Annotated in this window: 13 protein-coding genes; 11 read left to right on the top strand and 2 right to left on the bottom strand. The window is 44.3% G+C overall.

All coding sequences use genetic code 11. The features are described 5' to 3' along the window. Window position 1: 1 nt before the first annotated feature. On the top strand, window positions 2–520 hold the full coding sequence (gene hprF, locus BSU_34960) for a dephosphorylated heptaprenylglyceryl phosphate O-acetyltransferase (RefSeq protein ID NP_391376.1): 519 nt from the start codon (window positions 2–4) through the stop codon (window positions 518–520). A 19-nt stretch (window positions 521–539) separates the two neighbouring features. On the opposite strand, the gene pelC is transcribed toward hprF, so the two are convergent. Both pelC and yvpB read right to left on the bottom strand, forming a co-directional pair. After that, window positions 540–1205, bottom strand: coding sequence for a secreted pectate (polygalacturonate) lyase (gene pelC / locus BSU_34950; protein ID NP_391375.1), 666 nt, complete (start codon window positions 1203–1205; stop codon window positions 540–542). A 239-nt stretch (window positions 1206–1444) separates the two neighbouring features. Further along, the gene (gene yvpB / locus BSU_34940) at window positions 1445–2197 is read right to left on the bottom strand and encodes a putative hydratase (protein NP_391374.1); all 753 of its coding nucleotides are present in this window, start codon (window positions 2195–2197) and stop codon (window positions 1445–1447) included. Between the two features lie 250 nt (window positions 2198–2447). Here yvpB and hisZ point away from each other — a divergent pair, with 250 nt between their 5' ends. The 10 genes from hisZ to yvcB all read left to right on the top strand — a co-directional run bounded on the left by hisZ (window position 2448) and on the right by yvcB (window position 11755). Further along, entirely contained in the window at window positions 2448–3623 is a 1176-nt protein-coding gene (gene hisZ / locus BSU_34930; RefSeq protein NP_391373.1) for a histidyl-tRNA synthetase-like subunit of ATP phophoribosyltransferase, read from the top strand. Then, a complete protein-coding gene (gene hisG / locus BSU_34920; protein ID NP_391372.1) occupies window positions 3616–4257 on the top strand; it encodes an ATP phosphoribosyltransferase in 642 nt (213 codons plus the stop codon). Before hisZ ends, hisG begins: the two co-directional genes overlap by 8 nt. After that, window positions 4254–5537 carry a histidinol dehydrogenase gene (hisD, locus tag BSU_34910; RefSeq protein NP_391371.1) on the top strand — a complete coding sequence of 428 codons (1284 nt, stop codon included), beginning with the start codon at window positions 4254–4256 and terminating at the stop codon, window positions 5535–5537. The genes hisG and hisD overlap by 4 nt, the downstream gene beginning before the upstream one ends. Beyond that, window positions 5534–6118: an imidazoleglycerol-phosphate dehydratase [Mn(II)-dependent] gene (gene hisB / locus BSU_34900; protein NP_391370.1), complete on the top strand. Its 585-nt coding sequence runs from the start codon at window positions 5534–5536 to the stop codon at window positions 6116–6118. The genes hisD and hisB overlap by 4 nt, the downstream gene beginning before the upstream one ends. Continuing rightward, window positions 6119–6757: an imidazole glycerol phosphate synthase, glutamine amidotransferase subunit gene (hisH, locus tag BSU_34890; RefSeq protein NP_391369.1), complete on the top strand. Its 639-nt coding sequence runs from the start codon at window positions 6119–6121 to the stop codon at window positions 6755–6757. After that, window positions 6754–7491 carry a phosphoribosylformimino-5-aminoimidazole carboxamide ribotide isomerase gene (gene hisA, locus BSU_34880; protein NP_391368.1) on the top strand — a complete coding sequence of 246 codons (738 nt, stop codon included), beginning with the start codon at window positions 6754–6756 and terminating at the stop codon, window positions 7489–7491. Before hisH ends, hisA begins: the two co-directional genes overlap by 4 nt. Continuing rightward, window positions 7488–8246 carry an imidazole glycerol phosphate synthase subunit gene (hisF, locus tag BSU_34870; protein NP_391367.1) on the top strand — a complete coding sequence of 253 codons (759 nt, stop codon included), beginning with the start codon at window positions 7488–7490 and terminating at the stop codon, window positions 8244–8246. The genes hisA and hisF overlap by 4 nt, the downstream gene beginning before the upstream one ends. Then, on the top strand, window positions 8243–8872 hold the full coding sequence (gene hisIE, locus BSU_34860; protein ID NP_391366.1) for a bifunctional phosphoribosyl-AMP cyclohydrolase; phosphoribosyl-ATP pyrophosphohydrolase: 630 nt from the start codon (window positions 8243–8245) through the stop codon (window positions 8870–8872). The genes hisF and hisIE overlap by 4 nt, the downstream gene beginning before the upstream one ends. A 245-nt stretch (window positions 8873–9117) precedes the next feature. After that, window positions 9118–9843, top strand: coding sequence for a putative lipoprotein (gene yvcA, locus BSU_34850; RefSeq protein ID NP_391365.1), 726 nt, complete (start codon window positions 9118–9120; stop codon window positions 9841–9843). 1 nt (window position 9844) lies between these two features. Continuing rightward, the gene (gene yvcB / locus BSU_34840; protein NP_391364.1) at window positions 9845–11755 is read left to right on the top strand and encodes a hypothetical protein; all 1911 of its coding nucleotides are present in this window, start codon (window positions 9845–9847) and stop codon (window positions 11753–11755) included. The last annotated feature ends 5 nt before the right edge of the window (window positions 11756–11760 follow it).

Genomic DNA, 11760 nt, shown 5'->3' with positions numbered 1-11760 from the left:
TGTGAGAAAAACAGATCGTCATCCGGTCTCGGGGGCCAACTCACTGTGGCATGTCTATCAAACGGTACCTTTTTTAAAGGTCGTCAAAAATTTCATTGTCATTCAAATTGCGAGATATACGCCGTTTATAGGGATGAAAAACTGGCTGTACCGCACATTTCTGCGGATGAAGGTTGGAAAACAGACATCCTTTGCCCTCATGGTGATGCCAGATATCATGTTTCCGGAAAAGATCTCAGTCGGAACAAATACAATCATCGGGTACAATACGACCATTCTGGCCCATGAGTATTTGATTCACGAATACCGGATCGGCAAAGTTCTGATCGGGGACGAAGTGATGATTGGTGCCAACACGACCATTCTGCCCGGGGTGAAAATAGGAGATGGCGCAGTTGTGTCCGCCGGAACGCTTGTCCATAAGGATGTGCCTGACGGGGCATTTGTCGGCGGAAATCCGATGAGGATCATCTATACGAAGGAAGAAATGCAAGAAAGATTGAAAAAGTCCGCTGAATAACATCAGCGGACTTTTTTTGTTAAAATTGAGTGTTGTTGTTTTCGTAAATATGCTGAACACCAATCCATTTTTGACCGACATTAGAGTAGCGTGTATTTGTCATTCTGACCGTGCTTGTTTTGCTGTCCGTCCGGAATATCGCTTCCTTCATGTTTGTGATGGTGCACTTGTCGATGATCACATCAACGTGGAAGGTTGAACCACCAAGCTGTCTAATGAACTTCCCGCCATTATCCGCCGTGAAATTTTTCACTGTGAAGGTACTGGCTTTATTGATTTGGAATATCTTATCTGACGCTTTTTGAGCAGAACCGCCGTCGATCGTCACTTTTCCTTCCTTCTTCACCGTTAACGCATCCTCACCAACATCTTCCCATTTCACATTCTGAATGTTAACGTTTCCATAAGTGTGCACGCCATCAGCTGCAGGTGCACCAAGCACCACATTTTTCAGGGTTGCTCCATCCTCCACACGAAAAACAGGGTCTTGGTTTTCTGACTGGCTTCCGTCACCTAATTCTTTCCCTGCCACAAACCGCTGTCCTTTCCCGTCATATGTTGTATTTTTTGGTACGATAATTGTTTCGTGCACCACTTTGTCAGCTGCAAAAACGGTTGATGGCTGAAACTGGCTGAAACCCATAACCAAACCGAACATAAATAGGATAGACACGATTTTTTTCAATGATAAATCCTCCCCGGATATCTTTCATTTTTTGCAAGAGAAGCGTCAGCGACTTGCACCGGCTTCTCTCGCATAGATCGGGGCAAGGCTGAATCTGCTTTAATCATAAAAACAGACAGCCTGAAAGTAAAGACAATTTTGGGTGAAAAATGGAAAATGAATCGATCTTACCGATTGATACAAAAAGCATGAATATTGTCGTATTTGCTCAGAATAGAGCATAGTGAGGCTTCAGGTGTTTACTTTTGAATAACCACGGCCTGGCTGCCCATTTGTTTCCACGCTTTTTCAAAGCTTGTTCTATCGGTTTTTCTGTTTTTATAGCCATACGGATCATTGAGATACACATATTTATCATCATATCCCGTAACGGCGACGCTGTGTTCGCTGTACGTAATTTCTATCGTTCCGTTTGGCGTTTTCCATGTCTGCATGTTGTCAACTGGCGTAAAGTTGGCTGTCGTAATAACCCAAACTGGATTGCCTTTTTCAAGCTGCTGATAAACAGCGGAAATACTTTTTCCAGTCAGATCAGACACTTTGTCTCCCGCATAGGTTTTCGCCAGCTGATAGATCGGTCGATGGTAGACACCGAGACCAGGGCCATTCGCCATATCCCCGACAAATCCGTCATTCGGATCACCCTTTAATCCGCTGCTGTATGTCAAAGGCACTGTGGCAACCTGATTTGCCAGGGTATTTTTTGTCACGTCGTATCCCGCATAATTCAGCACCATCGCAAGGCTTGTTACTTCACAGCCGTTATAGAGCCGGGGTGCGTCCATTTGATTGTAAAGGATGACATCCAGCGGTTTTGCGCTTCCCTTCAGCTCCTTTTTGCTATTCGCAGCTGAGTCTGTATCGCTATCAGAAACCACTTTTTTAAGGCTGTTCAAAAAAGGAATATCTATATCTTTTGCATCTATTTTAAGTCCGAAAAAAATAACGCCTGAAAGAATCATCAGGACACATAGAGTTCGCAGTGTTTTCATCTTTATCTCCTTGTTCTCTATTTGATTTGTATTATAGCATGCCAAACATAAAGAATTTGAGATATTACGTACCTTTAATACATTATTCATGATTTTTTCATAATGAGGAGAAGGATATTTGAACTAAAAATATCCTTACTGAAGTTAAGCGTTGATTTTCATTCTTTCATCTGCTAACATATTATCATATTAGCGAACTAAAGGATTCGGAATTTTCCTTCATAAGATAACAGCGGAGGTGCTCGGGTTGATGTTTATGTTTGAAAAACCGCACGGCATGAGAGATACACTGCCCGGTTTATACGAAACGAAAAAAAAGGTGAGACGATCGTTAACCGATTTGATTGATAAATGGGGATATCAATTTATGGAAACGCCGACACTGGAGTTTTACGATACCGTTGGCGTCCAGTCAGCAATTGAAGAGCAGCAGCTGTTTAAGCTACTTGATCAGGACGGCAAGACATTGGTGCTTCGCCCGGATATGACGGGGCCGATTGCAAGGGTGGCGGCATCGAAGCTTCTGAAACACGGTCATCCGCTAAGAGTCGGCTATGCGGCAAATGTATTCAGGGCTCAGGAGCGTGAAGGCGGACGTCCGGCTGAGTTCGAGCAGGTCGGAGTGGAGTTAATCGGTGACGGCACGACGAGCGCGGATGCGGAGGTCATTGCTTTAGTCGTCGGGGCATTAAAAAACGCTGGGCTGGCATCCTTTAAAATTGCAATTGGCCATGCCGGCATTGCGGATGCTTTGTTTGTTGAGGTGCTCGGAAACGTTGAACGAGCTGATGTGCTGCGGAGGTTCTTATATGAAAAGAACTACGTCGGCTACAGAGAGCATGTCAAGTCTCTCCCGCTTTCCTCCATTGATAAAAGCAGGCTGCTTGAGCTCCTTGAACTGCGGGGCGGTATAGAAGTATGCGGACGTGCCGAGGAAATCGTCGATTCTGCGCAAGGAAAAAGCGTGGTTGATGAGCTGAAGGCGCTGTGGGACATTCTTGAGGATTACGGATGTACGGAAAATGTCCGCCTGGATCTGAATATGGTCAGCCACATGAGCTATTACACAGGGATTTTATTTGAAGTGTACGCCGAGAATGTCGGTTTTGTCATTGGAAGCGGCGGCCGTTACAACAAGCTGCTGGGCCATTTTGATTCACCTGCACCGGCAACAGGCTTCGGGCTTCGGATCGACCGGCTGATTGAAGCCCTTCATATGAAGGACGAACCTTGTGAAATAGACGCTGTTATTTTCAGCAAAGAGCAGCGGGCGCAAGCCATCGCTTATGCGAATGAAGAACGCATGAAAGGGAACAAAGTGGTTCTTCAAGATTTATCGGGAATAGAAAATATCGACCAGATGACAAAATCTTTTGCAAACGTCACTTATTTTATCGGTGCCAGAAAGGAAGAGCAAAATGGGTAAGTTACTCACAATGGCGATGCCAAAGGGCCGGATATTTGAAGAAGCGGCAGGGCTGCTGAGGCAGGCAGGCTACAGGCTCCCTGAGGAGTTTGAAGATTCGAGAAAACTGATCATCGATGTGCCGGAGGAAAATCTTCGGTTTATATTAGCGAAGCCGATGGACGTAACCACGTATGTGGAGCATGGCGTGGCAGACGTCGGAATTGCGGGCAAGGATGTCATGCTGGAGGAGGAACGCGATGTGTATGAGGTACTGGATTTAAACATCAGCAAATGCCACTTAGCTGTCGCCGGACTTCCGAATACAGACTGGAGCGGAGTAGCGCCAAGAATCGCGACAAAGTATCCGAATGTGGCTTCCAGTTATTTCAGAGAGCAGGGAGAACAAGTCGAGATTATTAAGCTCAACGGTTCAATTGAACTGGCTCCGCTCATTGGGCTTGCAGATCGGATAGTGGACATTGTTTCCACAGGACAGACGCTGAAAGAAAATGGGCTTGTTGAAACGGAGCACATTTGTGACATTACCTCTCGCTTTATTGTCAACCCGGTAAGCTATCGCATGAAAGACGATGTGATTGACGAAATGGCATCCCGCCTATCTCTCGTTGTGGAAGGAGAGACGGCAAAATGAAGATCAAAACCATCAGCGGAGCGGAACGGCTTTCTCTCAAGCGTTCCATCGATGCCGGAACGGAAGAGCAAAGAAAGACGGTCCGGTCCATTATTGAAGATGTTAAAGCAAACGGTGATCAGGCGGTTCGCAGCTACACGGCGAAATTTGACTGCATCGAAATAGACAGCCCGCTGGTCACAAAAGAAGAATTTGAGGAGGCATACACCTCACTGGATTCACGTCTTCTTCAGGTGATTAGGCAGGCAATCGAAAATATTAGGGAATATCACGAAAGACAGCTGCAATCCTCCTGGTTTTATCACAGAAAGGACGGCACAATGCTGGGGCAGAAAGTGACGGCGCTGGATTCCGCCGGTGTATATGTGCCGGGGGGAACGGCCGCATATCCTTCATCTGTTTTGATGAATGTGATTCCGGCGCTCGTAGCGGGCGTTGAAAGAATCGTTCTCGTCACGCCTCCGGGAAAAGACGGTCTGCTGTCTCCTGGAGTTTTGGTTGCTGCAGCCGAGCTGGGCATAAAAGACATTTACAAAATGGGCGGCGCTCAGGCGATTGCGGCGTTAGCATACGGAACAGAAACCATTGAGCCGGTGGATAAAATCACGGGTCCGGGCAACATTTATGTCGCGCTTGCCAAACGAGAAGTGTTCGGCGATGTCGATATCGATATGATTGCCGGACCGAGTGAAATCGTCGTGCTGGCTGATGAAACAGCGATTCCGAGCGAAATTGCAGCCGATCTGCTGTCACAGGCGGAACACGATAAGCTTAGCTCATGTGTGTTTGTCACAGATTCCATGGCGCTGGCCGAGACGGTTTCAGCCGAGGTGAATAAGCAGCTGGAAACCTTGCCGCGAAGAGAAATAGCGGAAGCTTCAGTGAGAGATTACGGTTGTATATATGTGGCGGAAACAATGGTAGAAGCGATTGAGACTGTCAATACACTCGCGCCAGAGCATTTAGAAATCATAACACAGTCTCCGGAAGCTTTGCTTGGCAGTATCAAACATGCGGGTGCAATTTTCTTAGGCAGATACAGCCCTGAGCCTGTCGGTGATTATTTTGCCGGACCGAACCATGTGCTTCCGACAAACGGAACAGCCAGATTTTCAAGTCCATTAAACGTAACTGATTTTCAAAAGAAATCGAGCATTATTTCTTACAGTCAATCAGCCTTTGAAGAACATGCCGAAAGCATCGCGGCTTTTGCCAGACTGGAAGGGTTAGAAGCCCATGCCAGATCAATTGAAGCGAGAGAACGGAGGATTTCTAAATGAGAAAAGCGGAACGCGTCAGGAAAACAAACGAAACAGATATTGAGCTGGCATTTACAATAGACGGCGGAGGACAAGCGGATATTAAAACAGATGTGCCGTTTATGACACATATGTTGGATTTATTCACGAAACACGGCCAATTTGATCTTTCCATTAACGCAAAAGGCGATGTTGATATAGATGATCACCACACGACTGAAGATATCGGCATCTGCTTAGGGCAGGCGCTGCTCGAAGCGTTGGGCGATAAAAAAGGAATCAAACGCTACGGATCGGCGTTTGTGCCGATGGATGAGGCACTTGCTCAAGTTGTGATTGATTTAAGCAACCGGCCGCACTTAGAAATGCGCGCTGATTTCCCGGCTGCTAAAGTCGGAACTTTCGATACGGAGCTTGTACATGAATTTTTGTGGAAGCTGGCGCTCGAAGCTCGAATGAACCTGCACGTCATCGTTCATTATGGAACAAATACCCACCACATGATTGAAGCCGTTTTTAAAGCACTGGGACGTGCGCTTGATGAAGCGACAACGATCGATCCGCGAGTTAAAGGAATACCGTCAACGAAAGGGATGCTGTAAATGATCGGCGTGATAGATTACGGAATGGGGAATTTATACAGTGTCTCAAAGGCGCTTGAACGTGTCGGCGTGCCGTATTTTGTTTCTGAAAAGCCGGAGGAGCTGAAAGAAGCTGATGCTTTCATTTTGCCGGGAGTCGGTTCATTTGGAGACGCGATGGACAATTTGGGCTACACGAAGCTTGATCAATTGATTCACGATATGGTCTCAGAGGGAAGGCTGCTTCTCGGGATCTGCCTCGGCATGCAGCTTTTATTTGAAGAAAGCGAAGAAAACGGCACCGCTTCAGGACTCGGGCTGTTAAAAGGAAAAGCAGTCAGGCTGAAAGCAGAAGATGAAAAAGGAAACAAGCTGAAGGTTCCGCATATGGGCTGGAATCGTCTTTCTTTTCATAATGAATCTCCGCTGCTGACTAAAACAGAACAAGGCTACGCTTACTTCGTTCATTCCTATTACATTGACGGGATGGAGGAGAACGCGCTTCTGGCAAGCGCCGATTATGGTGTACGAGTGCCTGCTGTAGTCGGAAAAAGAAACGTCTTCGGCGCCCAATTTCATCCGGAAAAAAGCAGCACGGTCGGAATGTCTATTTTAACCCAATTTACGAAAATGGCAGCAGAACAGAAGGTGAAAAAATGAGTGCTTTTACATTATATCCGGCAATTGATATGAGAAACGGCAAATGTGTTCGCCTTGTTCAAGGGGATTATAATAAGGAAACGATATATGGCGATTCACCGTACGACATGGCTGAGTTATTTGAGAAAGAGGGTGCCGAATGGATCCATCTCGTTGATCTCGACGGGGCCAAAGAAGGGAAAAGAGTGAATGACCGCCATGTGATTGAGATTGCGCAAAAGCTGAACCTGAAAGTCGAAATCGGCGGTGGGATCCGTTCTGAAAATGACGTCTATGAATATTTATCAGCAGGAGTCGAGCGGGTGATCCTGGGAAGCTCAGCAGTTTCTAACCCTCCGTTTGTCAAAAAAATGCTGAAACAATATGGCGAGAAAATTGCAATCGGACTGGATGCGAGAAACGGTTTTGTTTCAACAGAGGGATGGCTTGAAACATCAACCCTTAAGGCAACTGAACTGGGCAAAGAGCTAGCCAATGAAGGTGCGGAAGTCTTTATTTTTACTGACATCGCGACAGATGGAATGCTGTCAGGCCCCAATGTTAAAAGCACGGTCGAGCTTGCTAAGGAAACGGGGAAATCGGTGATCGCTTCCGGCGGAGTCAGCTCCGTCGCGGATCTCGAAGCTCTCGCCCGCAATGAGGCGGACGGCGTCTCTGGAGCGATCATCGGAAAAGCGCTGTATACCAATCAGTTTACGCTGAGTGAGGCGCTTGAAAGGGTGAAGCGCAAATGATCACAAAACGGATTATCCCATGCCTTGATGTCAAAGAAGGACGCGTTGTCAAAGGAATTCAATTTCTCGAATTGAAGGATGCCGGTGACCCAGTTGAACTCGCCGAAGTGTACGACCGGGAAGGTGCGGATGAACTTGTTTTTCTTGATATCTCCGCCTCGCACGAAGGACGAAAGACGATGGTTGACGTTGTGGAGCAGGTTGCCGCGAAGCTTGCCATTCCGTTTACAGTCGGCGGCGGCATCAATCAGCTCAGCGATATGAAAACGATACTGCGTGCCGGAGCGGACAAAGTGTCGGTGAACACGGCAGCTGTTCTCCGCCCTGAGCTGATTACAGAAGGAGCCGAGTTTTTCGGTTCTCAATGCATCGTACTTGCCATTGATGCCAAGTATGACAAAGAATCTGACACATATAAGGTCTACACGCACGGCGGCAGAAAGAAAACAGATTGGGAGGTCACCGCGTGGGCAAAAGAAGGCGTCAAACGCGGGGCAGGAGAAATATTGCTGACAAGCATGGACTCCGACGGTGAGAAAAAAGGTTTCGACCACACGCTGACAAAGCTTGTTTCCGAAGCTGTCCCCGTCCCTGTTATCGCTTCGGGAGGCGCGGGAAACGCACAGCATATGCTTGAGGCTTTTACAAAAGGAGAAGCCGACGCCGCGCTGGCCGCCTCAATTTTTCATTATAAAGAAACATCGATTAAAGAAGTGAAATCATACTTGAAAGAGTACGGGGTGAATGTGAGATGAAACAGGCAGATGAACTGCGTTTTAACGAGGACGGATTAATTCCTGCTATCGTGCAGGATGCGGCAAGCAAAGAAGTGCTGACACTTGCGTATATGAACAAGGAATCGTACGAAAAAACGCTGGAAACGAAGGAAACATGGTTTTACAGCCGCTCACGCCAAGCGTTATGGCATAAAGGAGAAACCTCAGGGAACACGCAAGCCGTCAAAGGTATCCGGTATGACTGCGATCAAGACGCGCTGCTCGTACTCGTAGAACCGTCAGGCCCGGCATGCCACACTGGCAGCTACAGCTGTTTTACAAAGGAACAAACAGAAGAACAGGCCGCGGACCGATTCGGCATCATGAACGAACTGGAGCGGGTGATCGCGGAACGCCAAGCGGAAATGCCTGAAGGAGCTTACACCACGTACCTCTTCCGTGAAGGCGTCGATAAGATTTTGAAAAAAGTCGGAGAAGAAGCATCCGAAGTCATCATCGCCGCGAAAAACCGGGATCATGAGGAACTCAAATGGGAAGCGGCAGACCTGCTGTATCACCTGCTTGTCCTGCTCAGAGAACAATCCCTGCCGCTGGATGATGTGCTTGACGTATTGAAAAAACGCCATTCTGAGATTGAAGAGTAAAGAGCCGGATGATACGGCTCTTTTTGTTTTGTGAAAAAAGTAATAGGTATTTAGATTTATATTGGGTGTTATATATGATTAGTTAATAAAAGGAGATCAAAACCGAGTCTCATTTCCTATTTATCCAAATTCCGCCATGATGTAACATGAAAAAGGATGAAATAATCATCTCTTAACCAGGTCAATAGAATTATTTTTGATATAAAAATAGAATACTATTCTCACAAAACCCGTGGAGGTTCGTAATGAAAAAGATCATCTTTATTTGCTTCAGCTTATTACTTGCCCTGACAGGAGGATGCAGTATGAATGACAATGATAAAAACAGCACAAATGACAATAAAACAGAAGCGGTAAAACCAAAAGACATGGATCCCAAGGATCTGCCTCAAGTACCTGCGTTTCAGGACGAGAAAACGAGAGAGTACATGGTGTCAACAAAAGAAGAGGAACCAGGATATTATTTGCTGGAATCTAAGCTGAAAGGGTTTAGGATGTTGTTTCCGGAGGATGGAAAGTATCTATCAAGAAGATCATCGTTAACCGGGAAAAACAAAGAAAGTATTGGATTTAATAGTTATGATAAAGACACCAATGTAATGTTTGATGGCCATGTAACATATTACAAAGAAGAAAGTTTTGCGAATGAACCTAAGACAATGCTAGATATTGTTAGTGGAAAAAATGATTATAAAGGCGAATACAAAAAAAGCAGCAAAAAGAAAACGGATATTTACACTGCCAAGAAAAAAGACATCTTTGACGATATTGATAGAAAATATAATTATTCATACAGTTATTTTGGATATGTTAAGTCTACAGAGGAAGATAACCTAGGAGTAGAATACGCCTTTACCCTTGGATGCAAAAATGAAAATCAACCATGCTCCTTAGATGAAGAAAAGGCTAAAAATAAAGTTGAGAAATTAATTAATTCTATCACCTTTTTAATAGATAAAAAGGAGAAATAAGATGGGAAATAAAAATGTATTTGAGAATGAGAACGTAAAGTTAAGGTTAATTGATTTAGAATATGACTATAAACAAAAGTTTGCCTCAACTATTGCGAGTGAAGTTAAGAAAGCTAAGAAGGATTTCGAAGCAGATATACGCAGAATTTATAAAGAGGAAACCCACCACGATCTTCCTGAGAATATGAAAATTGAAATTTACACCTCCAATGAACTTGTAAATCAGAATACAAGTATACAAAGTTCGACCAGAGAATCAGGTTACGATGGAACGGCAATCCATATAATAGATGAGAAAAAACATATTGATCAGCTTCAGATTATTTCAGAAGGTAGTGCCGATAATAAGGATTGGTCATATAACTTTTTTGGTCTTTTTTTAGGAATTGATCATAGTCAGTATGAGGCTACAAAGGAGTTTACTAACAAAGCAAAGAAAGCAGCAGGTAACTCTGAGGATTTAAAAACATTCGCCTTAGGACATTCACTTGCAAATAATAACCAAGTTATGGTGCAATTGATTGATGGAGAATATGATGAAGTTTATGGGGTAAATGGAGCTCAAGTCAATATTGATCAATTACTTGAAACTGATGAAAGTTTATATAGATATGTTATTAGGAAATTTAGTTATAAATATGAAGATATAGATTCCATCCCGCCAGAAAAGTTAAAAAAAGAAATCCAAAAATATTATGAAGACAAAGGCGTAACAACAAACATCACTCAGCGCATCTCAAAAGATGACCCGCTGTATGGAGTCAGCGGCAAGGCCGATTTTATTACATTCGGTGATGTGAAGATGGCAGATACAAATACAAGTGTAAAAGGCATCCGAAACATTATGGATGGGGTTCCTGACGAAGATGTGAGGTCAATTCAAAAATTCCTTCAAAAATATAAGGATGACTATGAAAAAGACGGCTTGAACGGTTTTATAAAGGCAGCCAGCGGGATAGACATAGACCTGATTGAAAAAGTGAAAAACACAGACGGCGCTTTAAAGAAAGTAAGTGTCCTATATGAGCATTTTGATGATGTTAAGCAAATGTATGGCCGAATAAAAGAGGAACTGCCGTCGTTTTTAGGTTTTCTTCATACCTTGTTGAGAAACAGCGGACCGGTCGTAGATCAGTTAGCTGAAAATGGTTATATTGATGAAACGCAAAAGAAAGTCATCAAAAAAGAATTAACGAATATTAATGCGAGTATGCGAGGCATAGAGTCACGGTACGAACATTTCATAGACCATCTAAAACATGGCCAATTTATGCAAGCTTTAAAAGACGTTGGTGAAATAGTGGACTATGTAAAATCAATTCTGTCCTCATTGAAAACACTCGACACAGAAACAAAAGACGCACTAAAACTTATCGTCGACGGCCACAGCATCGTTCAAATGCTCAACGCCTTGTCAAAGGAAAAAGGCTTCAGCTATAAAGGCTCCGATATTTATTTTACAGGGAAGAGTGGCTCGGGAGAAACGATTCAAGTCAATCTCTCATCCGCTGTCAGAATCTATCAAAACGGTATGAAAATCGTTGAAGATATGGAAGATGCGATTTCTAAGTACCAGAAGGTTTACAGTCAGGAAATCGATGAAGACTTCATAGACAAAAAGCAGGCGATCATCACGGCTATTCATCATATGGAAGAAAACCCTTCGCATTATGCCTTCGATCTTCAATTCCGGCTTGCAGCTGGTTTCAGCCACACATTCGATAAATTGGAGAAAATCTCAGTTCATGAATCATTCCACACAGGTGCGCTTCCTGCAAATGATGGAATTGTTGCTGAATTAAAAAAACAGACAACAGAAAAAAGAGATTTTATCAAAAATATCCGCGAGAGTATTGAAAAGCTGTTTGAAAAAGAAGAAATGATTTCTCAGTTATTTGATTTTCAGTCTTAGGAGGA

Source organism: Bacillus subtilis subsp. subtilis str. 168 (assembly GCF_000009045.1).
GTDB lineage: Bacteria > Bacillota > Bacilli > Bacillales > Bacillaceae > Bacillus > Bacillus subtilis.
Note: the sequence above shows the minus strand (reverse complement) of the source record. Positions and strands in the feature narration are given on the sequence as shown.

Excerpts from the sequence above, each read along its gene's own strand:
- yvpB (NP_391374.1), bottom strand. The coding sequence starts at position 2,197 with ATGAAAACACTGCGAACTCTATGTGTCCTGATGATTCTTTCAGGCGTT.
- hisZ (NP_391373.1), top strand. The coding sequence starts at position 2,448 with ATGTTTATGTTTGAAAAACCGCACGGCATGAGAGATACACTGCCCGGT.
- hisG (NP_391372.1), top strand. The coding sequence starts at position 3,616 with ATGGGTAAGTTACTCACAATGGCGATGCCAAAGGGCCGGATATTTGAA.
- hisD (NP_391371.1), top strand. The coding sequence starts at position 4,254 with ATGAAGATCAAAACCATCAGCGGAGCGGAACGGCTTTCTCTCAAGCGT.
- hisB (NP_391370.1), top strand. The coding sequence starts at position 5,534 with ATGAGAAAAGCGGAACGCGTCAGGAAAACAAACGAAACAGATATTGAG.
- hisH (NP_391369.1), top strand. The coding sequence starts at position 6,119 with ATGATCGGCGTGATAGATTACGGAATGGGGAATTTATACAGTGTCTCA.
- hisA (NP_391368.1), top strand. The coding sequence starts at position 6,754 with ATGAGTGCTTTTACATTATATCCGGCAATTGATATGAGAAACGGCAAA.
- hisF (NP_391367.1), top strand. The coding sequence starts at position 7,488 with ATGATCACAAAACGGATTATCCCATGCCTTGATGTCAAAGAAGGACGC.
- hisIE (NP_391366.1), top strand. The coding sequence starts at position 8,243 with ATGAAACAGGCAGATGAACTGCGTTTTAACGAGGACGGATTAATTCCT.
- yvcA (NP_391365.1), top strand. The coding sequence starts at position 9,118 with ATGAAAAAGATCATCTTTATTTGCTTCAGCTTATTACTTGCCCTGACA.
- yvcB (NP_391364.1), top strand. The coding sequence starts at position 9,845 with ATGGGAAATAAAAATGTATTTGAGAATGAGAACGTAAAGTTAAGGTTA.